The sequence below is a fragment of the Bacillus sp. FSL M7-1345 genome (assembly GCF_038006985.1).
Lineage (GTDB): Bacteria > Bacillota > Bacilli > Bacillales > Bacillaceae_G > Bacillus_A > Bacillus_A cereus_U.
In genome coordinates this window covers 1699465-1724424 of record NZ_JBBOWG010000001.1, presented here as the reverse complement: position 1 = coordinate 1724424, position 24960 = coordinate 1699465, and the positions used below count along the sequence as shown (strand labels likewise).

Sequence of the window (24960 nt, the reverse complement as noted above, 5' to 3'; positions counted from 1 at the left end):
CTTCAGAAAAAGTGAGGTTTCTTCTCATACAATATGTCTATCTAACCAAGAAATCAAATCTTTAAACACTTCATCTCTATTCACTTCATGGAACATTTCATGTCTACCATTTTCATATAAACGAAGTGTTACATCTTTCACACCACATTTTTTATAGTTTTCGTATACTTCTTTTACACCTTTCCCCATATCCCCAACAGGATCACGATTTCCAGAGAATATATGTATAGGAAGACTTTTTGGCGTTTTCTTGTATTCTTCTAATTTATTTACTTCTAATACACCATGAAATAATTCTCGATAAAAACTTGTTGTGCAAATAAAGCCACATAACGGGTCTTTAATATATTTTTCTACTTGGCTGTTATCTGAAGATAACCAATCAAATTTTGTACGATTCGGCTTAAAGTTTGAGTTAAAATTACCAAAAGATAAAAAGTTTAACATCGGACTTTTCGTTTTCGCTCCGCGTAGTTTCATTTCGATTGTTGCTACTTTATGACCAATGCTGCCTAAAACCCCTGGATTTCCCCCAGTTCCTGAAATAAGAAATCCATCATATAATTCACCTCGAAGTTGCACAGCTCGTCTTGATAAGAAAGATCCCATACTATGTCCAAGTAAAAACAATGGACATGTCTGTTCTTTTCTTATCGTTTCTGATACAAAAATAACATCAGACACAACCTGATTCCACCCTACATTTGGTTCAAAATGACCATAGTCTTCTTCTCTTTTCACTGTTTTTCCATGCCCTTTATGATCATGAGCATAAACACCGTATCCTGCTTCTAATAAAGCTTCAATACATTCTGTATACACACCTGCATGTTCTGTCATACCATGTGCAATTTGAACAATCCCCCGCGGATTGCCTTCTGGTAACCATTTACGCAAATAAATTTCCGATTCATCCAATGCCGTAACGAAACTTTCCTGTACGTTCATTTCGTCAGCCCCCAAATCTATTATGTATCTATTTTAAAAATGAATATACATTCATTATTCTTATTACATATTATATGTAATTGCTTTCATTATAACAAATAATCTATTTTTCAGACTCGCTTTAAAAATACTTTCTTGACGAACTATAATAAAAATTATATAGTTACTTACATAAAGTAATTATTACATTTTTAGGAGGTTTCAATTATGATGCCATCATTATTTTTAGCACATGGTTCACCAATGCTCGCTATTCAAGATACAGACTATACATGCTTTTTAAAGACACTTGGGGAAACATATAAACCGAAAGCTATTGTTATTTTTACCGCTCACTGGGAAAGTGAAGTATTAACGATTTCCTCTTCAGATGAAGAATATGAAACAATTTATGACTTTGGAGGTTTTCCTCCTGAGTTATACGAAATTAAATATCGTGCGAAAGGCTCTTCTAGCATTGCGTCTATGCTAGAAACAAAATTTAAAAACAAAGACATTCCAGTCCATCATAATATGACGAGAGGTTTAGATCATGGTTCATGGACACTCCTGCATCGCATGTATCCAGAAGCGAATATTCCTGTCGTACAAATATCAGTAAATCCATTCCTTCCTGCAAAAGAACAATTTGAAATTGGAGAAGCACTAAAAGGACTTGGACAAGAAGATATTTTAGTAATCGGTAGCGGTGTTACTGTTCATAATTTACGAGCTTTAAAATGGAATCAAACTACACCTGAAAAATGGGCAATTGAATTTGATGATTGGATTATAAATCATATGCATACTAGCGATAAAGATGCATTGTTTAATTGGGAGAATAATGCGCCTCATGCACAATTAGCAGTACCAAGAGCAGAGCATTTTGTTCCTTTATTTATCGCGATGGGTAGTGGTGAGAACGACGGTAAAGTCATTCACCGTAGCTACGAGCTTGGTACATTAAGTTATCTTTGCCTTCAATTTTAATGAAAAAGGATGAAGCAATATAGCTCCATCCTTTTTCTGTTTTTCATTCACATAGTTAACTAACTTCCAAATGTTGTTTTTCTGATACCTCTGCATTCTTACTATGAAAATAAACCCAAATACATGCAATAAATAATAATGATGATGTAGAGAAGAAAACATATTGGAATCCCGCATGAGCTGCAATTTGTCCACCAAGTACTGGCCCAATCATATTTCCTAAAAACTGAAACGATTGATTATATCCAAATATTCGTCCCGTTACATGGGTTGGCGTATGTTGTTTTAGTAGAGTTTGTACGGAAGGTAATAGTCCTGCTTGTGCGATACCTAATAAAAAGCGAAGAATTAATAGTTGCCAAGCTGAGGTTACAAATGCTTGCGGAATAAAAATAATTCCTGCAGCAAACAACGCTACAACTAACGTTTTTTGAGGTCCAATATGATCTGATAATCTTCCTAGCTTAGGAGCTGCTAAAATAACTGCTAATCCTGTCGCAGACATGACTGCACCTGCAAGCATTTCAATATGATCTGTTCCTGGTCCTGCCAAATGCTTTACGTACAACGTAATAATAGGTTGAATCGACATATTTGCAAGCTGAATAATAAACGTTGCTACAAATAAACTTATTATTAAATGTTTTGCAGGGACCATCGTCCATACTTTTTTCGGCTGTGCCTTTTTTGCTTTAGCAGAATGTTTCTCCTCGTGTAAGAAGAAAAAGACGATAAGAAAGGAAAGGAATAAGAAAGCTCCTGTAACTAGAAAAACATGGCGCATTCCGATTAACTCTGACAAATAACCTCCGAGTATCGGCCCAAGTAATGAACCGCTCACGCCTCCAGTTGAGATTGTAGAAATTGCCCAACCTGAATGTTCTTGCGGAGTTTCTGCAGCAATAAATGTCATCGCTGTAGAAAGGAAACCAGATACCGCTCCCATTAAAAACCGAAGTGCGACTAGTTGATACACGTCCGTCACAAACCCCATAAGCGTCATAATTACCGCCATACCAAGGCTAGCACGAATAAGCATCAATTTCCGTCCATGTATATCACCTAGCTTTCCCCATATTGGTGATACGATCGCACCCATTAAAAATGTTACACCAAATGCAAGTCCCGACCACTGTGCAATACTAGAAGTGCCAGTCACTCCTAATTCCTCAATATAAAAAGATAAAAAAGGAATTACTAAACTCATACCGGCTGCAGTGGTAAAACAACCTAGCCAACAAATCATTAAATTTCGTTTCCAGCTGGCCATTTTCACACCTTCTTTCATTCGATACCCATTCTACACCGTTTTCTAGAAAAAGTTTAGTAATTTGCTTTACATGTAAGATTTACTACAAAATCCGTTATTTTCTAGTAAGAATCACTACATTCCTACAACGTTTTCATAATAAAACCAACTCCCCTATATGAAGTTGGTTAATTATTCTCTATCTGTATTAAACTCGCATTACAACTTCTCTCGTAAAACTCAATCGGACCTGCTTGTCCAATAATTGCATATTCATATCTATCTTGCTTCATACTATATAAACAATGATGTAACAATTCCTTCCCAACACCGTTCACACGATTATGTTTCGCTGTACCCATCGGGCCAAACAATCCTTTCTTTCCTCTCACAACATCGTAACAAGCGAAACCAATAATTTCTCCTCCTTCCTCCGCAATAAAAATAGGTAACTCTTCTTTATGTGTCCGAAATCCATAATCTAAAGATTTTAACCAACGCTCACCAAATTCACCCTTAACAAAACGTGCCAATTTTTTAAAATCAGAAGAGACAGCTCTTCTAATATTACAGTTTAAATTATTATAAATAGGATTAAATCTTTTTAATGCGACCGTTAAGTCTCTTGGCTCAGATGTAATTTGCAATACCTCTTTTTGCACGTTTTTACTTATAACCTTGTCAATAACTGTATCAACTTGAAACAGTGCATATAAAACATGCCCTTCATTTATTAATACTTGCTGAAAACGGTCCATCCGTTTCTTTGCTACTTTTAAAACTTCTATCGTCTTATTTGAAACTTTAAACTCCCCAACATTTATGTATTCTATTTCATTTGTATAATATTGTTGGAGCAACGATATTTTTGCTAAAAAATCCATACCCACCGTGTGAAATAAATACATATGTAACTCCGCACAAACTCCAGTACCTTCCTTACAAGCTCCTATAAATAGATGAACTGGATGAATAATTCCTTTATTACACTCAGCCTCTCGCGTTGCAATCTCCAATATTTTATATGCACGTTTTGTAAATTGGAATTCCACCATCTATATCCCTTCCCCTAATGACTTATTATCAAACCATAACCATATATAATAGAAACAATTACTCCAACCATTAATATGCCTGGAAGTAAATTTGCCACTTTAATTTTAATAAATCCAAGTAAATTTAATCCGATTGCGAATATCATAATACCGCCCGTAGCCGTCATTTCCACTATAAATTGATTCATTAATTCTTTTGGAACAAAACTATTAATTTGCGTTGCAAAAACTGCAATACCTCCCTCATATAAAATCACTGGAATCGCTGAAAATACTACGCCAATTCCTAGAGTTGTCGTTAATATAATAGAAATGAATCCATCTATAATCGCCTTTGTGAATAAAATATCATGATTTCCGCGAATCCCACTGTCTAATGCTCCAAGTATCCCCATTGCGCCGATTGCAAAAATAAGCGTAGCTGTTACAAAACCTTCTGATATACTTCCTTTACCTTTCGATCCAACTTTATTTTCTAGCCATTCTCCTAAATGTGTTAATCTTTCTTCTAATTGTAGCCATTCTCCAATTACCGCACCAATAACTAAACTTAAAATCACAACGAGAAAACTTTCACTCTTCAATGCCATTTGAAGTCCAAGTGCAGCAACCGTTAAACCAATTGCATGCATAATCGTCCCTTTCATACTTTCTGGAATATTACTAAATAATTTACCAAACAAAGTTCCAATTATAATGCAGACCCCATTTACAACTGCTCCTAATATAACCATATTACATTCTCCATCCTCTGCATTCTTTATTACTATATTCTGGATTACACATTGCTTTAAAGGTTACCTATATGTTAACTTAATATTGAGAATATTAACAAGTGATTTCCATTACTAACAACCCGCTTTTTTTAGCATCTATGAATCTATCTATACGTTATTTCCACTACACTCATTATGGAAGTTCACGATTACGGTATACAGGGAACCTTTAGTCAGTGATAGATTTTTTTCAGTTGAACAAAGCGGGACAAAACCAAAAGGGACGGTAGCTATGAAAACTTTATTAAAACGACTTATTTTAATAGCCTTTTTCATTACACCAATTGTTTTATTAATCAATTACACTTTTATTTCAAAAGCGAAAGACAAACCCGATATGCAAAACAATTCTAGTAAAACGGCCTCAAAAAGTGAAAATAAAATAGAAGACCCAGAAATCACGCTCACCTTCTCTGGTGATACAATGTTCGATTGGCAATTACGTCCTGTAATCGAAAAAAATGGGGCGGATTACCCATTTCAACACGTAAAAGAAGAAATAACGAAAGCTGATATTTCTTTTGTTAATTTAGAGTCAGCATTTACAACGAGAGAAAAAAAAGTACCTGGGCAACAATTTTGGATTAAAAGTGATCCATCCACACTACAAGCCATTAAAAACACCGGATATGACATCGTAAACATTGGCAATAACCATACGCTTGATTATGGACAAGATGGACTACTAGACACCATTTCTCACGTCGAAAAGTTAAAACTACCTTACACTGGAGCCGGAAAAAATGTTGAAGATGCTTATACCGCTCGTGAACTAACTGTAAAAGGAAAAAAGTTTAAATTTCTTTCCTTTGTACGCTTTATGCCTAACTTTAATTGGGTAGCTGGTGACAATAAACCCGGCGTTGCAAACGGATATGATCTAGATCTTGTAACAAAAACAATTCAAGAGCAAAAGAAAGATGCTGATTATGTAATCGTCTATATGCATTGGGGCGTCGAAAAATCAAATCGCCCGATAGAATACCAGAAACAATATGTTCCGAAAATGGTAGAGGCGGGTGCTGATGCGATTGTTGGAAGTCACCCGCATTGGTTACAAGGGTTTGAGTATTATAATAAAGTGCCTATCGCTTACTCATTAGGAAACTTTTTATTCCCAAGTTATGTGAATGGAAAAAGCGCCGAAACTGGCGTATTAACTTTAACCTTTAAAGGAAAGGATGTCCAAATGTCATTCAATCCTTACATCATTCGCAACAACCAAGTTTCCCCTGTAAACGAAGAAGAAAAGAAAAAAGCTCTACAATATTTACAAACGGTTTCAACTGATGTAGAAATTGATGATACTGGGAAAATAATAAACAAACGCAACTAAACAGCATGAGATCCATTTCTCTGTGATATACATTACAAAAAGGTGATGAATATGCTGAAAAACTTGTTAGAAAATATAAGTCTGCTAGAAAAAGTGTATGAACTATCTATAGCGATCCTGCTTTTATGTTCCGTTTTTTCAGTTAGACTTCTAAGAAAAATAAAGCGAGAGAGAAAACTTTCTCCCTTTGAATTTACAATGTACGTAATCATTCGTATTGCAATACTTTTTTGGTTAACTAGCTTTATCCTTCTTAAATATGGAACGTATTTCGTTTAACTTTCAAAGAATAAAAAAGATAGAACAAGCAGGATTTCCCGCCGCTTGTATCTATCTTTTTTATTTCAAGTAGAATTGTATGTTAACTCTTTTCTTTTATTAAATAAGTAAATCAAACAGCACAGGAGTTTTATTAAGCTCCACAAATTGAATGTTATTTTCTTGAAAGCGAGTAATTAAAGCTTCATAGTCTTCCCTATGTTTTAATTCTACCCCCACTAAAGCTGGACCATTTTCTTTATTATGTTTCTTAATATACTCAAAGCGAGTAATATCATCTTCCGGTCCTAATCCTTTATCCAGAAACTCTCGTAGTGCTCCTGAACGTTGAGGAAATTCAATGATGAAATAGTGCTTTAATCCTTCATGAATAAGGGATCGTTCTTTCATTTCTTGCATTCTATCAATATCATTATTCCCACCACTTAACGTACATACAACTGTTTTCCCCTTTATTTCATCTCTGTATAGATCAAGTGCCGCAATAGAAAGCGCTCCAGCCGGCTCTGCTACAATCGCATTTTTCTTATACAGTTCTAAAATCGTTGTACAAACCTTTCCCTCCGGTACTAAAACAATGTCATCAATTACATCTTTACATGTTTCAAAAGTTAACTTTCCTACCTTCTTAACAGCTGCTCCATCAACAAAACTATCAATCTTATCTAATGCAACATTTTCATTTTGAAGAAAAGCTTCTTTCATAGATGCAGCTCCCATCGGTTCTACACCAATAACCTTTGTAGTAGGACTAACCCCCTTTACATATGTACCAATACCAGATGCTAATCCACCACCGCCAATTGCTGTAAATATATAATCAACTGGTTTCTCCATATCATGCATAATTTCAACAGCGACTGTTCCTTGACCAGCAATGACATACGGATCATCGAACGGATGTACAAATGTCATCCTATTTTCCACACAATAGCGCTGCGCCTCTTGGAAAGCACTATCAAATGTATCACCAACTAATACAATTTCTGCGAAATCACCACCGAAAAATTCAACTTGTGATACTTTTTGCTTAGGTGTCGTTGTCGGCATGAAAACCTTTGACGGAATCTTCAATAAATTACATGTATAAGCCACTCCTTGTGCATGATTACCAGCACTTGCACAAACAACACCATTTTGTAACTTTTCTTTCGGTAAACTTTGAATTAAATTATACGCACCACGAATTTTGAAAGAACGAATAACTTGTAAATCTTCTCGCTTAACGTATACATCACATTCATATTTCTCAGATAAAACTGAATCTCGTTGTAACGGTGTTTTAATAACGATATCTTTCATGCAATTATGAGCCATTAAGATATCTTCAATTTTCACTCTCTCCTTTACCTTTTGCACCATTCCGTATCATCCTTATCTCTTTTAAATTGGCTCAATCAAAATTTGGGATTTTTAGAACTGCACCTGTATTCGCCGATGTTACCATCTGCGCATAACGTCCAAGCCAGCCAGTTTTCACTTTTGGTTCCGGTCGTTTCCATTCTTTTTTACGTTTATCTAATTCTTCATCACTAACTCTTACTTCTAACAAGCGTTCTTCAACATCAATACATACAATATCTCCTTTTTCAAGAAGTGCAATCGTTCCTCCCGCAGCTGCTTCTGGTGAAATGTGCCCTACTGAAATACCACGTGAAGCACCAGAGAAGCGACCATCAGTTAAAAGTGCAACATCAGCTCCTAATCCCATACCAGCAATTGCTGATGTTGGTGCTAACATTTCCGGCATACCAGGTCCGCCTCTTGGCCCCTCATAGCGAATGACAACTACGTCTCCTTTCTTAACTTTCCCAAGCATAATGCCGGCAAGCGCCTCATCTTGTGAATTAAAAATAACGCAAGGTCCTTCAAATCGTTTTACTTCGGTTGCTCCGCTTTTAATAACCGCTCCATCTTTCGCAAGGTTTCCTTTTAATATACGTAATCCCCCTTCTTCACTATGAGGATTTTCGAGAGAATGAATCACTTCCTTATCTTGAATCTCTGCATGAGCGATATTTTCTCGTAACGTTTGCCCAGTAGCAGTTATACGATCAAGGTGAAGTACCCCTTCTTTTCGGCTCATCTCTTTCAAAATTGCACTAATCCCGCCTGCTCGATCGATATCTTCCATATGCCAATTAGAAGCTGGACTTACTTTACATAAATGCGGTACACGCCTTGAAACTGCATCAATGCGGTTCATATCGTAATCTAACCCCGCCTCTTGCGCGAGTGCTAACGTGTGTAATACTGTATTCGTTGATCCACCCATCGCCATATCAAGTGCAAACGCATCATCAATTGCTTCTTCTGTTACAATGTCGCGTGGTTTAATATCTCTTTCAATTAAAATTTTCAATTTTTCTGCTGCTTGTTTAATTAACTCCTCACGTCTTGGATCAATTGCTAAAATACTCCCGTTACCAGGAAGAGCTAAGCCTAACACTTCACATAAACAGTTCATAGAGTTCGCTGTAAACATACCGGAACAAGAACCACAAGATGGACAGCCATGATCTTCAATATCCTTTAATTCTTCTTCTGAAATTTTCCCAGATTGGTAGGCTCCTACCCCTTCAAAAACAGAACTTAAATCGACAACTTCCCCTTTAGATGTTTTCCCAGCTGCCATCGGTCCACCTGAAACAAAAACAGTTGGAATGTTTATGCGAAGTGCAGCCATCATCATACCTGGTGTAATTTTGTCACAGTTCGGAATACAAATCATTCCGTCAAACCAGTGTGCATTTACAACCGTTTCTACTGAATCTGCAATAATTTCACGACTCGGAAGCGAATAACGCATACCGATATGGCCCATCGCAATCCCATCATCTACTCCAATTGTATTAAATTCAAATGGAACCATGCCTGCTGCACGCACTGCTTCTTTAACAAGTTTCCCAAACTCATTTAAGTGCTTATGACCTGGAATAATTTCAATAAAAGAATTACAAATTGCTATGAATGGTTTATCAAAATCTTCATCTTTTAAACCAGTTGCTTTTAATAAACTACGATGCGGAGCTTTATCAAAACCTTTTTTAATCATGTCACTTCTCATCTTGTCAAATCCCTTCTTACACATTTTTTCTCTTACTTAATCTATTTTTTAAAATAAAAACTCTCACCTCAGCAATCAACTACTACTTAATAGTAGCTTTGATTGCTGAGGCGAGAGTTTCGCGTTACCACTCAGCTTCCTTACACTTCTCACGAAATATAAGCTTTGTAGGTCCAACCAGACCCCCGTCCTTTTACCGGAGACGATGCCGCCGCCCTCTACTCAGTTTCCCTTTCGCAAGCGATGCTCCGAGGTGATATTCAATGATTCGATTGTTACTACTCTCACAGCCTTGGAGTAGCTCTCTGAAACGATCATAATCATCTACTTTCCTCTTCTTTGCATATACATGATTTAAAGTCTGAAAATTCTCAATTAACTTTTATTTATTAAACGTATTATAGGACTTTCTTCTTTTCATTGTCAATATATTTTTCGAAAATTTATTTTTCAATCTCAATTCATATACTAAAAAGTTATTTATTTTTTCTCAAAACAAAATTGGAATGAACTTCTTACACGTACTCATATATTACTTAAGTATGTTTGCTTTTCTACATAAAGAAAAACAACTTAAAAACATATAAAAAATTTATGAGGAGATGAGAGAACTATGTTAAAAGGTAAAATAGCATTAGTTACTGGCGCAAGCCGAGGAATTGGACGTGCTATCGCAAAACGTTTAGCAAACGATGGTGCATTAGTTGCTGTTCATTATGGTAACCGAAAAGAAGATGCTGAAGAAACTGTTCATGAAATTCAATCAAATGGCGGATCAGCTTTTTCTATCGGTGCAAATCTTGAATCTTTACACGGTGTAGAAAACCTATATAATTCTTTAGATACTGAATTGCAAAAGCGAACTGGTGGAACGGAATTTGATATTTTAATAAACAACGCTGGAATTGGACCTGGTGCTTTTATTGAAGAAACGACTGAACAATTTTTTGATAGAATCGTTTCAGTAAATGCAAAAGCACCATTCTTCATCATCCAACAAGCTCTACCGCGTTTACGTGACAATAGCCGGATTGTTAATATCTCATCAGCCGCAACTCGCATTTCTTTACCTGATTTCGTTGCATATAGTATGACGAAAGGTGCAATTAACACAATGACTTTCACTCTAGCAAAACAACTTGGCACACGAGGTATTACTGTAAATGCAATACTTCCAGGCTTCATTCAAACAGATATGAATGCGGAACTCTTGAGCGATCCAATGATGAAACAGTACGCTACTAACATTTCAGCCTTCAATCGATTAGGTGAAGTAGAAGACATTGCCGATACTGCTGCATTTCTCGCTTCTCCTGATAGCCGCTGGGTTACTGGACAATTGATCGATGTGAGCGGAGGATCTTGTTTATAAAAAACATATATTTTCAAATCTTTTTTATTGCGCAATAAAACAATTTATATAATACTGTATAAAACATATACATTTAGGAGGATTACAGCAATGTCCGAAAAAACATACGAACTCGCAACCTTCGCAGGCGGTTGTTTTTGGTGCATGGTAAAGCCATTTGACGAGCTTCCTGGCATTCAAAAAATCATTTCTGGTTATGCGGGTGGTCATATAGAAAACCCAACATACGAACAAGTAAAATCAGGGACATCGGGACATTTAGAAGTCGTTCAAATTACATTTGATCCTTCTATTTTCCCGTATCAAAAATTACTAGATTTATATTGGCCACAAATTGATCCAACTGATGACGGCGGACAATTTTTCGATCGTGGTCCCTCTTACCGCACAGCAATTTTTTATCATAATGAAACACAAAAAGAGCTTGCAGAAAAATCGAAGCAAACTCTAGCAGAAAGCGGTATGTTTAAAAATCCTATTGTGACTGAAATTCGCTCAGCTGCACCTTTTTATGAAGCAGAGGAATACCACCAACATTTCTATAAAAAGAATCCAGAGAAATATGCTACCGAGCAAAAAGAATCTGGTCGTGAAGATTTCATAAAAGAAAATTGGCAAAAAAAATAATAAAAATGCATCGTGCTTTCTTTTAAAAGTACGATGCGTTTTTATCTTTGAGAAAAGTACCATACAATTAAAAGGCCAATCGCGATTAATAACATCTGTTCAAAAATGCCATGTAAACTCTCATTTTATGGAAAAGAATAAGAACCCCTTTTTGTAAAAGGTTTCTTATTCAGTAGATTTAAGTTTAATTATTTTCTACATACCTTATTCCATAATTACTCCTGAAATAAAATAATATTACCCGCGATTTATTAGAAATTAAACATTCTTATTCCCATCAACACATATTTAGATTGACAAAATGTTTGGATCGGGCAGTCGGATACCGTGCCAGTTGTCTACATCGCATTGGCCATATTCGTTATCACCCACTGCTACCACCGTGCCGTCAGATTTAAGACCGACGGTATGGGTACAACCCGCCGCTATCGCTACAATATCACGCCAATCACTTACATCACATTGACCATGTTTATTATTACCCACAGCCGTCACCATGCCGTCAGATTTAAGACCAATTGTATGATTACTCCCTGCCGCTATTGTCACAATATCCCTCCAGCTGCTTACATCGCATTGACCATGTTTATTATTACCCACAGCCGTCACCATGCCGTCAGATTTAAGACCAACGGTATGAAGATAACCCGCCGCTATCGCCACAATATCCCTCCAGCCACTGACATTGCATTGGTCATACCGATTATTACCCACAGCCGTCACCGTACCGTCCAATTTAAGGCCGATAGTATGCCAGTCGCCTGCTGCGACCGCCACAATATCACGCCAGCCGCTTACATTGCATTCACCTTCTTTATTTCGCCCCACTGCTACCACCGTACCATCCGATTTAAGACCAATGGTACGCCGCCAACCCGCCGCCACTGTTACAATATTATTCCAGTCGTTTACATCGCATTGGTTATGCTTATTCCAACCCACAGCTACCACAGTACTGTCAGTTGTAAGACCGATTGTATGAGCATTACCTGTGTTCGTCGCCATATGAACATTCCCCACCACGACCGCTTCAATATCACGCCAGCCGCTTACATTGCATTCACCTTCTTTATTTCGCCCCACTGCTACCGCCGTGCCATCCGATTTAAGACCAACGGTATGACCACGACCGGCCGCTATCGTATCTTTAGGCCACCGTTTCACCTTTAACACCTCATCTTTCGGTGAAATGTAATCCATGTTTTACCTCCTTCAAAATAAGCAACTGTATTGAAATAGATATTTTTATCAAACTTTATTTTTAATCCACATCTACAAAGGAAATCTATTACTACTTCTTCAAAAAATAAAAACCTCCAGTTTTAGTACTAGAGGTCTTCTATTTATTTCTTCAATCTCTCAATAAAATCCTGTAATTTATCAAGCGATTTCATGTTATGGTTACAAGCAACACCATCTTTGCAAATATAATTGCCCTTTTTAACAAACGTTCCTGGGATTTTTCCTTTTATTTCAACTAAAAACATCCCTACTTCTTCATGCCCATGACATAATGAACAAATACTTTTTTTATTTATGCTTTGGAACGTTCCTTGTAGACCAACGAACTTATTATTGTTTTTTGCAATTATAAATTTCCTGCTTGTTCCTTTATCAATCCAGCTTAAATAAGACGTTTCTTTCATATTAATTTCTTCCATATCAGGAAGTTTTAATTTTTTCGCCTTAGGAAATAATTTTTTTAACGTTTGTGCTGTAACTTCCTGAAACGGTATTACATACGGATTTATTTTCAGTAAAAACGATTCTGCATCTTCTCTATTTTCAACTGTTAATACCGTATCAATTAACTCTTTCTGTTCATCCGTTAAATTCTCAAATACATGTATTATCTTTTCAATTGCAAGTGATTTTAACGCTTGAATTACTCCTCTATCATTTGCCGTCGCATGTCCATTTGCTAAAATATAAGCTTGTGACTTTATAAAATTATATTGATCACTTCTAATAAAAGCTTCCATCTTTATCACTCCATACAAATTGTTGATCTAGTTTTATTGTATACAATGATTCAGTTTTTTGATATGTAAAAGATAATTTAGAAATGAACATTGCATAGACATGCCTCTAGGAATTGTTTTTTTATTACTATTTTAATCTTTTCATCTCCTGACAAAAAAATCCATCATCTGTTTTCCATTCCGCATATAATACATCCTCAAATTTAGTAATCCCTTTTTGCTTAATTTGCTTATAAAGCCATCCCTCATCAAAACCTGCTTCTCTCAAATTATCCTTAACTACTTTTCCGTCACTAATTAATGAAATGGGTAAGTATACTGGCTTATGTTTTAAACTTAAATCATTTATATTGGGAGTTTCATATTTACTTTTTTTCAGAACGCTTATGTTTCCGTTAGGTTCCAATATCATATATTCAACTTCTCGGATTGAAAAAATATCTTTTTGTTGTCTTAGCATTTGCTGTAATTGGTTGATGTCCAAATGATTTGCACTTAATTGCTCTCGGTCAATATGCCCATTACGAATGATAATAGAAGGGTATCCTTCAAAAAACCTTCTTGTTCCTCTTATTTTTTGTGTTATCACTTCTATTGTGTAAATTAATATGACCCAAACAAATACTGAATATAAAATAGACCACACTTTAATTTTAGGATCATATATTGAATTTCCAACAAGCTCACCAAGAACGATAGCAGAAATAAAATCAAAAGGCGTTAGCTGAGATATTTGTGTTTTCCCTAATATTTTTGTAGCAATTAATAGAACAAAAAAACCAACTAAAAGCTCTATCGTTATTTGTCCAAGATGATTCATAGTTATTCACCTTTCTGCTTTAACCCGCACTCTATGTATTCTGTTTAATACATAGACGTTGCATTTTTGATATTATCATGCCCATCCATATTCAATACATACAAAGTAAAAAGAGTCTGATTCAAAATAATATTCGAATCAGACTCTTTTACTTTTGTTTATTTAGAATACACAATCTTTTTAATCGTTTCTCCGGAAAGAAAATATTCTTCTGCTAATTGATGAATTGCAATTCCACTTTTAAAAGCGTCTTTAATTGCTTTATTTCTTTCATCCAGTTGTTTTCTTCCGCCAGATCGTGTACCCCATTTATAATGTTTTGTTTCTTGTTTTGGAATGTAAATTGTTTCACCTTGTATATACTTTTGGATTTCAGCAATTAAACTTTCTGGTAAAACAGTCGCAGCTTTTACGTATTTCATTTCTGCTCGCCCCTTATTTTTTATGGTTCATTTCAATAAGGTGCAAAGCCAAATATAAAAAATGATACGAGCTCATTTTGGCGATTGATTGTATATTACTTGTCTACCTCACGCAAAGTATCGCCATTTCCATACTTGGCTTTGCATGAGACGCTGCAGTGTCTGGCAATTGAATTGTAATCGCCACATAAACACCTCCTAATATACCTTTTGCATTTTATTATATGATAAATTCCCTCTCCTTGCATCTTCACAATTTTTGAAGCAACAAGTTACACAGTTTGATATAATACTTTTTAATCGAATCAAAAAGTATAGTGAGGTTGCGTTATGAAGAAGAGAATAATCATTACAATAGTTACAATATTCATTATTACTACAGCTTTATTCGGAACATACAAATTGATGAACGCAAGAAGCTTTCAATTATTTGGAGATCTAACAAATCACGTAGAAACAAATGAAAAAGTGATTGCTTTAACTTTTGATGATGGTCCTACTAACAATGTAAAACAAATATTACCACTACTAGATAAATACAATGCGAAAGCTACTTTCTTTGTTATCGGAAACGAATTAGAAAACAATTTACCATTAGGAAAAGCAATTGTTCAATCAGGGCACCAACTTGGAAACCATACATATTCTCATAATAGAATGGTTTTCAAAACTCCTTCTTTTATTAAAGAAGAAATTGAAAAAACGAACTCGATAATCCGTCAAACAGGATATACAGATGAAATTGATTTTAGGCCACCCAACGGTAAGAAACTAATAGGACTACCATACTATTTAAACAAAAATAATATTGAAACTATCACATGGAATCTTGAGCCTGATACTTTTTATAAATCTGCGGCTGATAAAGTTGACTACGTCAATAAGAATATAAAACCTGGTTCTATCATTTTATTGCACTCTATGTATGATGAATCTAATGAAAATCTGCAAACCATTGAAGGTATTTTAGACTCTTTATCTAAAAAGGGGTATCAATTCGTAACAGTAAATGAATTGCAAAAAAGAGAAAAATAAAAAGGTAGCGTATCATACCACGATACGCTACCTTTCTTTTATATAATTCCAAGTACATTTAAGAATACGATAATAATCGCAATTGGTGCAATATAGCGAAGTAAGAATAACCATAATACGAATAGTTTATAGCCTTTATTTTTACTTACACCAAGCTCTTTCATTAATACATCTTTCTTCATTTTCAACGGAACAAAGATGGAAACTAATAAAACACCAAGCGGCATTAGTATGTTACTAACCGCATAGTCTGCTAAATCAAAAATTGTTTTCCCAAATGGTTTCACATCACTTAACAAACCGAATGATAATGCTGATGGTACCCCAACAACAAAGATTAACAACCCAACAATTAAAGCCATTTTTTCACGTTTCCCTTTGCTTTTACCTTTTGTTGTTAAAGATGCAACGCTAATTTCTAACATCGAAATTGCTGATGTAATAGTAGCAAAGAAGAATAGTAATAAGAAAACGATGAAGAATAATTTTCCGAACGCCATTTTACTGAAAATAGCTGGCAATACGATAAATAATAGTCCTGGTCCTTGAGATGGTTCCATTCCAAATGCGAACACAACTGGGAAAATTGCAAGTCCTGCAAGTAATGTAATAACAAGTGTTAAAGCTACGATAGAAAATGCTGAACGCGGTAAACTTTCTTCTTTCGGTAAGTATGAGCTATACGTTACCATAACGGCTACACCGACAGATAGCGAGAAGAACGATTGCCCCATTGCATATAAAATGATTTCTGATGTTACGTTTGAGAAATCAGGTTGTAAGAAGAATCGAACTCCTTCTCCAGCACCGTCTAACGTAAGTGCACGAACAATTAATATAAAGAATAAAACGAATAGCGCTGGCATGAAATATTTATTTACTTTTTCAACACCATTTTGTACACCTTTACTTACGATAAAAATAGTAATAAGGATGAATAATAGCTGTGATCCAACTGCTAAATACGGATTGGAAATGATTTCACCAAACGTAGCTTCGTATGCTCCATTTCCTTCCCATAGTCTACCTGTAATTGCATTCCATAAGTATAATAAAATCCAGCCCCCTACAACACTGTAGAAAGAAAGTAATATGAAACATGTTACAATCCCTAATTTACCTAACCACGGCCATAACGTTTTAGGAGCAATCTCTCTATACGCATCAACAGCCTCTTTTTGTGTACTTCTTCCAATAACGAATTCAGCTAATAATAGCGGTAAACCAATTAATAATGTGAAACCGATGAAAATAAGGAAGAACGCTCCGCCTCCTCCGATTCCGGCCATATACGGGAATTTCCAAATCGCCCCAAGACCAATTGCTGAACCTGCTGCAGCTAATACGAAACCTAATTTCGATGTCCATTGCTGTGAATTCATCTTTTTATCTCCTCTCTTTTTCTATTTCTATTTTACAATTCAGTATTTATATTGTTCTATCAATACTCTTTTCTAATACACTCACTTCCTCCCTAATAAAAAACGCCCCTACGTAAATACGTAGGGACGACAAAAAATATCGCGGTACCACCCTAGTTATGAAGATACAACAAAAGTAAGACCTAAATAAAAACGCCCCTACGCAAATACGTAGGGACGATAAAATATCGCGGTACCACCCTAGTTATGAAGACACAACAAAGTTAAGACCTAAATAAAAAACGTCCCTACGTAAATACGTAGGGACGATATATATCGCGGTACCACCCTAGTTGTGAAAAAAATCTTCACCACTTTATTTGATAACGGTATGCACTACCGTCTTTCATTTCCTCACAATGTGAGATTTATGAAAGATGCTCCAGGACGAACTTCATGAATAATCTATATACTGATTCACACCAACCATCAGCTCTCTGAAATAGGGAGATTTTCACTACTATACCCTTTCATTGCTCAAATATTATTTTCCGAATTGATTACTATCATTTTTATCATACATTAAAAATAGTGTCAACTTATATTTTGAAATTTTATGTACTACATTCTATTTTAAAATTCAAAATATGACTTTTAAATGAATAGTATTAGAACATTTATGGTTTATACTGTATTAACTTCTCTAACAGGTTTATAGTAGTATACGATAAATGCAAGGCAGCACGAGTAGGAGGAAAGAATTTTGTCTACTTCAAAAGTTTTAAAAGGTACTGCTTTATTAAGTGGTGCAACAATGATTTCACGAATTTTAGGTTTTATATACTTTTTCCCCTTCCAATTATTAGTTGGAACGCAAGGGGTCGCTTTATACGGATATGCATACTCTTGGTACGGTATTTTATTAAGCTTTTCAACAGCTGGTATTCCAATTGCCGTCTCAAAATTTGTTGCAAAACATAATGCGCTTGGTGATTATAGTACAAGTAAAAAATTGTATAACTCGAGCGTAAAATTGATGTTGTTTATGGGCTTTTTAGGATTTTTAACTTTATTTATTGGAGCACCGTACATATCACAATTTATTATTCGCTCGAAAACACCAGATCCACAATTTATCGCCGACGTAACACTTACAATGCGAGCATTAAGTTTCGCGCTTATTATCGTACCAGCTATGAGTGTTACACGTGGTTATTTCCAAGGCTTTCAACATATGAAACCAAGTGCTGTTTCTCAAGTTGTGGAACAAATTGCGCGCGTTGTTTTCATTTTAGTTGGTAGCTTCATCGTCTCCAAAATATTAGGAGGTTCAGTAGCTTCTTCTGTTGCAGTTGCTACGTTTGGTGCTGTTATCGGGGCACTTGCAAGCGTCTCTATTTTAATGATGTACTGGAAAAAATATAATGGATTAAAACCTCCTGAAGGTGAGCTAAAAACAAGATCATCAAACATTCCGTTAAGAAGTATTTATATGGAATTACTGCGTTATGCAATTCCAATTGTATTTGTAGGCATTGCAATCCCTCTCTATACGTTAGTAGATCAATATACCGTTGCTGATGTCCTTAGAGCAATGGGTGAGCCTTTAGAAACCGCTAATGCAGTTTTCGCTTATATAACGAACTATGCCCAAAAGTTAATTATGATTCCAGCTTCACTTGCAACCGGATTCTCATTAACGATAATTCCAGCTATTACGAAATCATTTACAAGCGGGAAACTAGATGAATTACAAGGACAAATTGCAAAGATATTTCAAGTATTATTATTCTTCACTATCCCAGCAGCATTCGGTCTAGCTAGTATCGCTTACGATGCATTCCGCATGGTTTATGTAAATCCTGAAATTGCACTTGATGGATCACAATATTTAATTTCATTTGCACCGTCTGCTATATTAAGTGCGATTTTCACCGTTTCAGCAGCTATATTACAAGGAATTGATTATCAAAGAAAAACAATGATTGCATTCTCAGTCGGTATTCTCGTTAAAATTCTGTTGAACACACCACTTTTACACTTATTCGGTGGACATGGCGCTGTGCTTGGAACAATTCTTGGATACCTCGTTTCAAATATTATTATGTTGTACTGCATCGTTAAATTTGCGAAATTTAACATTGGCGAAACAGCAAAAACAGTATTTCTTATTACGGTTTACTCCGCGGCAATGTCTGCTGTTGTAATCGCATTAAGAACATTTATAAGCTGGATTATCCCTGGTCAATCTTATGTAGAATCACTGATTATTGTGTTTATATGCGCCTCAGCAGGAGGATTTGCTTATCTTTTATTCGTACTAACGAGTGGACTTGCTTCACATATTCTCGGTGATCGTATTCAACGTTTACCTGTACTAGGGAAATTAGTTAAATAAAAAAGAAGAGATGTAACTTGTTGTTACATCTCTTCTTTTTACTTCGCATATTGAATATGCTTTTGTTGTTCAGCAATATTTAATTTTGGAGCATATTGTTCTACTAAATGTAATACCTCTTCGATTAACACTTCTAACTCCTGTACACTATACTCCGGTTCCCCTATCAGCGTATTTGCCATACGCTCATATAGATTTTCAGGTTTAATACTCATTCGTTCCACATTATCTGGCATCCATTTAAATGCAGGATGATGCACGTACATTCGGTTCATTCCAAACAAGACCCCAAATATATTTCTTTGTACTTCACAAATAACATCATAAAGCATAAGCCAATCTTTTCGTTTCAAAAGAGCCTCTCGATTATGCCAACGATTGCTTAACCAAAGGTTTTCTGAAATCATCCTTTTCGCCAGTTCTTCTGGATATGCTTCAACTCTATCTTTTAGAGCATGTACTTTCACTTCTCCATACAAACTCACACCATCATGAACCGATGATACAATACATTGTTTCTCATAATTTATATCATGCTGCTCTATAACTTCTGAAATAACCTTTTCTACTGTCACTGTTAAAAAATTACTAATCTCTAGTTTAATTCCTTCTTTCGTCAAATATGTTTCCGACCATTCTTCTTCCTCGTAAGGATGATATGACAAAATCGTTCCACCAATATTGTTAATAGGTCCTTGACGATCCTCATCCTCTGGCGGTGCTGACCATAAAATATGTAATTCAATATCTGAATGTTCATCTTCTAACTTTCTAGCTACAGATCCTGCTAAAATAATAGCTTCGACTTTCGGGTTTTGCCTATAAATCTCCGACATTTTTATCGCTTTCTCTTTTAATCCCATTTCATTTCCCCCTAAAACTGCAGTACTCCCCTTACTTTTCATTTATCTATTTCAATATTCCGCATTACATTACCTTTTCAAATTCCTACTAAATTATATTTCTATCCAATAACGCTGAACAATTTCGCCAGTATGAGTAGAAACTACTTCATTTTCTAACACACCGCCAACCTTTTGAATCGTTTTAGCAGAACCAATATTAGATTTATCACAAGTTATTAACACTTTCTTCAATCCTAATTTTTGCGCTTCAGCCAATGAAAGTTGAAGTTGTTTAGTAGCATATCCTTGGCGACGTTTATTAGGATGCACACTATAACCGATATGACCGCTTTCCAGCAATAATTCTGGATTTAATCGATGTCTAATATTCACAAAACCTATAAGTTCTCCTTTTTCAAAACTTAAAAATTGACTAGATGGTACTCGATTAGATGGTAAGTTTTCTCCTACTTCTTGTATACTCACTTTTTCAAACCATTCATCCAGAGAAGCAAAATTTTGTAAAGAACTACTACCGTGTGGTTGTTCTCCTGAATTTAAAAATGCCTGCCTATACTCCATAATTTGTTCGCGATATTCGTATGTCAGTTTTAATAGTTTCATTGTCATTCTCCCCACTCATCCATTCTCTATTTTTCTAAAAGAAACACCTTAATAGAGGATTTTCATCCTTACTATTAAGGTGTTTTCATCATTTTTATTCAAATAGCCCCATACTTAAATAACGTTCCCCTGTATCAGGTGCAATACATAAAACCTTTTTGCCAGCACCTAGACGCTTCGCTATCATAATTGCTGCGTAAACAGAAGCTCCTGAAGATGGCCCTACTAATAAGCCTTCTTGTCTTGCTAAGTTTCTCATTGTAGTTAACGCTTCTTCATCCGCAATTTGAATAATTTCGTTATACACTTCTGTATTTAAGTTTTTTGGAATAAAACCAGGACTTGTTCCGACTAGTTTATGAGGGCCTGGAACACCACCAGATAACACTGGTGATCCTTTCGGTTCTACTACTGCAATATATAAGTTTGGTAGTTTCTCTTTTAATGTTTCACCGGTCCCTGTAATTGTTCCACCTGTTCCTGCGGTTGCTACAAATGCATCAAGCTCTCCATCCATTTGTTCATAAATTTCAAGTGCAGTCGTATAACGATGAACATCCGGATTTGCTGGGTTTTCAAATTGCTGCGGAATAAAACTATTTGGAATTTCTTTTTGTAACTCTACCGCCTTCGCAATTGCTCCTGGCATTCTTTGTTCTGCCGGTGTTAAAACTACCTCTGCTCCGTATGCCTTCAATAAATTAATACGCTCTTTGGACATATTATCTGGCATAATTAAAATAGCTTTATACCCTTTAGCAGCCGCATTCATCGCTAAGCCAATTCCTGTATTTCCGCTCGTCGGTTCAATAATTGTATCCCCCGGCTTAATGAGACCGTGTTCCTCAGCAATATGAATTAAATTATAAGCAGCACGATCTTTCACACTGCGTGACGGATTAAACATTTCCAGTTTTACATACACATCCGCCGCGTCTTCTGGAATAAATTTAGATAATCGAACGACAGGTGTATCTCCTATTAATTCTGTAACGTTTTCACATACTTTCATAGCGCATCTCCTATTCTATCGTTTTCTTATCATTTGGCAGTAACCATGAAGTTAGTCCAATTAATGGTAAACAACTACATAATAGCATAATAAACTGAAGACTATACATATCAGCCAATTTCCCAAGAACTACAGCACCTAATGCTCCAAGGCCAAACGCAAGGCCGACAATTAATCCAGATACCATTCCAACTTTACCTGGAACAAGTTCTTGTGCATATACAACGATTACACTAAAACTACTAGAACTAATAAATCCGATGCATAAAAACAACGGTACAACCCACATAAGAGAAACGTGCGGTAACAATAGTGCAAGCGGTGCTGAACCGAGCATCGAAAAGACAATGATCTTTTTCTTACCGAATCGATCCGCTAGCGGACCACCAAAGAAAGTACCTAATACACCAGCAATCATAAAAGCAAAGACGAAATACTGTGCATTTTTTATCGATAAACCGTAATGCTCTATTAAATAAAATTGATAGAAATTCCCGATACCAGCACCGTACCAAGAACGTACGAATGTTAGAAAAACAAGAAGTATAATAACAAATTTAATGTGCGTACTTACAATCGCATTTTCAGCCTCAAGTGCAGCCCTCTTTTTCCTTCTTACAGCACCAGTCGCTAATTCATTTTTATACCAATTTGAAACAAAAAGTAACAATACAATCCCTACCGCTGCGAAAGCAGTAAAACCTAGAGAACCAATTTGACCTAGTGGAACGAAAATAAGCGCTGTAAAAATAGGTGCTAGCGAATTCCCTGTATTTCCTCCCACTTGATAAATCGCTTGTGCTAAACCACGTTTGGCACCTGCTGCCATATAAGCAACCCGGGCACCTTCTGGATGAAAGACTGCGGAACCTAATCCAATAAATAAAACAGAAATAATAACAATAATAAAATTCGGGGCAAACGCGAGCCCAATCATCCCAAGCATGCTCGAAAACATACCCAGTGGTAATAAAAATGGTGACGGCTTCTTATCTGAATACATACCAAAAACCGGCTGCATAATCGATGACGTCATATTTAACGCGAACGCTATCCACCCTACTTGCATGTAGGATAAATTCATCGTTTTTTCCAAAATAGGAAACAACGCCGGCACAACCGCTTGCATCGAATCATTTAAAAAATGCCCGAAACTAATCGCAAATAATATTCGATATATTGTCGGTGTTTCTACTGTATTTTTTTGTGAAACTGCCTGCATATACGAACCTCTCCTTCCTGTACAAAATATATATTTATTACAGTAAGTGTAATAAATTCTGAGTTTTGAAACATTTCTATTCTATACTGGTTTCGTTTCTATTTCCAGAAATTCAACTTGTAAAAAAATATATTTTTTCTATATGCTTTGTCGGATTTATTTATATGAACTCTCTGTATTTTCTTTTATACTAAGGCAGGACGAAAGGAAGGCTTGCAACTATGAAAAAATAGACGACCCTAAAGCATATTAGGATCGCCTTTTTTATTAAATAGAAAAACGCTTATACTTCTCGTAATCACTCGTCTTACATTCTAGTGCCATTTTCGTACCTTCGTTTTCATAACTCGTAGATAAAACGTGTGCATGATTGTTGAAATATGAAACTACCTGCCCTTGATCATATGGAATTAACATTTCACACTTCGTATACTCTTTATAAATGTGTGAGTGAACCATTTCTACAAGTTCTTCAATTCCAACATGTTTCTTCGCAGATAGATAAACGCGATCTTCTTGCACTTTTGGAATTTCAACATCTATCAAATCTGATTTGTTATATGCATAAATCGTCGGGATATTTTTCACGCCAATTTTCTTTAACGTTTCATTTGTAATATCAATTAATTGCTCATAATTGGGATTTGAGTAATCTACGACGTGAATGAGTAAATCTGCTTCCGCCACTTCCTCTAGCGTTGAACGGAATGCTTTCACAAGATGATGCGGTAATTTACTTACAAATCCAACTGTATCCGTTAATAAAAATGATTTATTATCTGGCAAATCAATATTTCGTACAGATGTCTCTAACGTCGCAAATAACATATCTTTTTCAAATACTTGTTTCTCTACAGTACCATTAAAAATTTCAAGCATCGTATTCATTATCGTTGATTTACCTGCATTCGTATATCCTACTAATGACACAACTGGAATTTCATTTTTCTTACGTTGTTTACGCTGCGTTTGGCGCTGCGCAACAAGTGCTTCTAATTCTTTATTTAGAGCCGCAATTTGTTCTTCAATTTTACGACGATCTAATTCCAACTTCTTCTCACCGACACCTTTATTTTTCGTGCCAACTCCCCCGCTTTGTCTTCCTAAAGATTCACGAAGACCGATTAAACGAGGCATCATGTACTGAAGATGGGCCACCTCTACTTGCAACTGTGCTTCTTTCGTTTTCGCACGTTGCGCAAAAATATCTAAAATTAAAATGGTACGATCAATTACTTTACAATCTAAATCTTCTTCTAAATTCCGAATTTGTGAAGGAGATAATTCGTCATTAAAGATGACCATATTTGCATCTGCTTCTTTCACATACGCTGCTACTTCTTCAATCTTCCCTTTTCCAATATAATGCGACGGATTTACTCGTTGTAAATTTTGCGTCACTTGACCGATTACTTCCACATCACAAGCTTCCGTAAGATTTGCTAACTCTTCCATCGAATATGCAAAATCAGCTTCCTTACCTAAATTCACTCCAACTAATATTGCTCTTTGTAATAATTCTTCCATATATTTATTCCTCCATTTCGATTACGCAAAATAA

The 24960-nt window shown here is 35.7% G+C and carries 23 protein-coding genes and 1 other annotated feature; of the genes, 7 read left to right on the top strand and 16 right to left on the bottom strand.

Going from position 1 to position 24960, the window contains the following annotated elements; all coding sequences use genetic code 11:
• Positions 1-24: 24 nt before the first annotated feature.
• Positions 25-948, bottom strand: a complete 924-nt coding sequence (locus MHB76_RS08980) for an alpha/beta fold hydrolase (protein WP_078173141.1) — start codon at positions 946-948, stop codon at positions 25-27.
• 207 nt (positions 949-1155) lie between these two features.
• Between MHB76_RS08980 and MHB76_RS08975 the strand changes: the two genes are divergently transcribed.
• Positions 1156-1917 carry a DODA-type extradiol aromatic ring-opening family dioxygenase gene (locus MHB76_RS08975; protein ID WP_078173140.1) on the top strand — a complete coding sequence of 254 codons (762 nt, stop codon included), beginning with the start codon at positions 1156-1158 and terminating at the stop codon, positions 1915-1917.
• Positions 1918-1972: 55 nt separating this feature from the next.
• On the opposite strand, the gene MHB76_RS08970 is transcribed toward MHB76_RS08975, so the two are convergent.
• The 3 genes from MHB76_RS08970 to MHB76_RS08960 form a co-directional block, all read right to left on the bottom strand.
• The gene (locus tag MHB76_RS08970; protein ID WP_078173139.1) at positions 1973-3187 is read right to left on the bottom strand and encodes a multidrug efflux MFS transporter; all 1215 of its coding nucleotides are present in this window, start codon (positions 3185-3187) and stop codon (positions 1973-1975) included.
• A 167-nt stretch (positions 3188-3354) separates the two neighbouring features.
• Positions 3355-4221: a GNAT family N-acetyltransferase gene (locus MHB76_RS08965; protein ID WP_078173138.1), complete on the bottom strand. Its 867-nt coding sequence runs from the start codon at positions 4219-4221 to the stop codon at positions 3355-3357.
• A gap of 14 nt (positions 4222-4235) precedes the next feature.
• Complete coding sequence (locus tag MHB76_RS08960; protein ID WP_078173137.1) at positions 4236-4955, bottom strand: DUF554 domain-containing protein; 720 nt, start codon at positions 4953-4955, stop codon at positions 4236-4238.
• A gap of 274 nt (positions 4956-5229) precedes the next feature.
• Between MHB76_RS08960 and MHB76_RS08955 the strand changes: the two genes are divergently transcribed.
• Positions 5230-6333, top strand: coding sequence for a CapA family protein (locus MHB76_RS08955; RefSeq protein ID WP_078173136.1), 1104 nt, complete (start codon positions 5230-5232; stop codon positions 6331-6333).
• A 51-nt stretch (positions 6334-6384) separates the two neighbouring features.
• Positions 6385-6612, top strand: a complete 228-nt coding sequence (locus MHB76_RS08950; RefSeq protein WP_070178809.1) for a hypothetical protein — start codon at positions 6385-6387, stop codon at positions 6610-6612.
• Between the two features lie 99 nt (positions 6613-6711).
• On the opposite strand, the gene ilvA is transcribed toward MHB76_RS08950, so the two are convergent.
• Together ilvA and ilvD are read right to left on the bottom strand one after the other, a co-directional pair.
• Positions 6712-7974, bottom strand: coding sequence for a threonine ammonia-lyase IlvA (gene ilvA, locus MHB76_RS08945; protein ID WP_070170009.1), 1263 nt, complete (start codon positions 7972-7974; stop codon positions 6712-6714).
• Positions 7975-8005: 31 nt separating this feature from the next.
• Positions 8006-9679 carry a dihydroxy-acid dehydratase gene (gene ilvD / locus MHB76_RS08940; RefSeq protein WP_002200923.1) on the bottom strand — a complete coding sequence of 558 codons (1674 nt, stop codon included), beginning with the start codon at positions 9677-9679 and terminating at the stop codon, positions 8006-8008.
• A 613-nt stretch (positions 9680-10292) separates the two neighbouring features.
• On the opposite strand from ilvD, the gene MHB76_RS08935 reads away from it, so the two are divergent.
• Both MHB76_RS08935 and msrA read left to right on the top strand, forming a co-directional pair.
• A complete protein-coding gene (locus tag MHB76_RS08935) occupies positions 10293-11051 on the top strand; it encodes an SDR family oxidoreductase (RefSeq protein WP_070170008.1) in 759 nt (252 codons plus the stop codon).
• 90 nt (positions 11052-11141) lie between these two features.
• Positions 11142-11678, top strand: coding sequence for a peptide-methionine (S)-S-oxide reductase MsrA (gene msrA, locus MHB76_RS08930; RefSeq protein ID WP_070139111.1), 537 nt, complete (start codon positions 11142-11144; stop codon positions 11676-11678).
• A gap of 288 nt (positions 11679-11966) precedes the next feature.
• Here the strand turns inward: msrA and MHB76_RS08925 are convergent, their stop codons facing one another.
• The 4 genes from MHB76_RS08925 to MHB76_RS08910 form a co-directional block, all read right to left on the bottom strand.
• Complete coding sequence (locus MHB76_RS08925; protein ID WP_078173135.1) at positions 11967-12878, bottom strand: RCC1 domain-containing protein; 912 nt, start codon at positions 12876-12878, stop codon at positions 11967-11969.
• 143 nt (positions 12879-13021) lie between these two features.
• Positions 13022-13660, bottom strand: a complete 639-nt coding sequence (locus MHB76_RS08920) for a FusB/FusC family EF-G-binding protein (protein WP_002200929.1) — start codon at positions 13658-13660, stop codon at positions 13022-13024.
• 127 nt (positions 13661-13787) lie between these two features.
• Positions 13788-14480: a DUF421 domain-containing protein gene (locus MHB76_RS08915; protein WP_002158372.1), complete on the bottom strand. Its 693-nt coding sequence runs from the start codon at positions 14478-14480 to the stop codon at positions 13788-13790.
• 158 nt (positions 14481-14638) lie between these two features.
• Complete coding sequence (locus tag MHB76_RS08910) at positions 14639-14902, bottom strand: CD3324 family protein (RefSeq protein ID WP_002202437.1); 264 nt, start codon at positions 14900-14902, stop codon at positions 14639-14641.
• A gap of 330 nt (positions 14903-15232) precedes the next feature.
• On the opposite strand from MHB76_RS08910, the gene MHB76_RS08905 reads away from it, so the two are divergent.
• A complete protein-coding gene (locus MHB76_RS08905) occupies positions 15233-15937 on the top strand; it encodes a polysaccharide deacetylase family protein (RefSeq protein WP_078173134.1) in 705 nt (234 codons plus the stop codon).
• Positions 15938-15975: 38 nt separating this feature from the next.
• On the opposite strand, the gene MHB76_RS08900 is transcribed toward MHB76_RS08905, so the two are convergent.
• A complete protein-coding gene (locus tag MHB76_RS08900) occupies positions 15976-17319 on the bottom strand; it encodes a sodium-dependent transporter (protein WP_002158375.1) in 1344 nt (447 codons plus the stop codon).
• Between the two features lie 298 nt (positions 17320-17617).
• Positions 17618-17841, bottom strand: a binding site (T-box leader).
• A gap of 220 nt (positions 17842-18061) precedes the next feature.
• Here MHB76_RS08900 and MHB76_RS08895 point away from each other — a divergent pair.
• Positions 18062-19696, top strand: a complete 1635-nt coding sequence (locus tag MHB76_RS08895) for a putative polysaccharide biosynthesis protein (protein WP_078173133.1) — start codon at positions 18062-18064, stop codon at positions 19694-19696.
• Between the two features lie 38 nt (positions 19697-19734).
• Here the strand turns inward: MHB76_RS08895 and MHB76_RS08890 are convergent, their stop codons facing one another.
• The 5 genes from MHB76_RS08890 to hflX all read right to left on the bottom strand — a co-directional run bounded on the left by MHB76_RS08890 (position 19735) and on the right by hflX (position 24926).
• Positions 19735-20559 carry a DUF4037 domain-containing protein gene (locus tag MHB76_RS08890; RefSeq protein ID WP_016104497.1) on the bottom strand — a complete coding sequence of 275 codons (825 nt, stop codon included), beginning with the start codon at positions 20557-20559 and terminating at the stop codon, positions 19735-19737.
• A 93-nt stretch (positions 20560-20652) separates the two neighbouring features.
• Entirely contained in the window at positions 20653-21165 is a 513-nt protein-coding gene (locus MHB76_RS08885) for a GNAT family N-acetyltransferase (RefSeq protein ID WP_303047228.1), read from the bottom strand.
• A gap of 94 nt (positions 21166-21259) precedes the next feature.
• On the bottom strand, positions 21260-22177 hold the full coding sequence (gene cysK / locus MHB76_RS08880) for a cysteine synthase A (protein ID WP_078173131.1): 918 nt from the start codon (positions 22175-22177) through the stop codon (positions 21260-21262).
• A gap of 10 nt (positions 22178-22187) precedes the next feature.
• Positions 22188-23399 carry an MFS transporter gene (locus MHB76_RS08875; protein WP_002118205.1) on the bottom strand — a complete coding sequence of 404 codons (1212 nt, stop codon included), beginning with the start codon at positions 23397-23399 and terminating at the stop codon, positions 22188-22190.
• 267 nt (positions 23400-23666) lie between these two features.
• Entirely contained in the window at positions 23667-24926 is a 1260-nt protein-coding gene (hflX, locus tag MHB76_RS08870; protein WP_078173130.1) for a GTPase HflX, read from the bottom strand.
• Positions 24927-24960 lie beyond the last annotated feature (34 nt).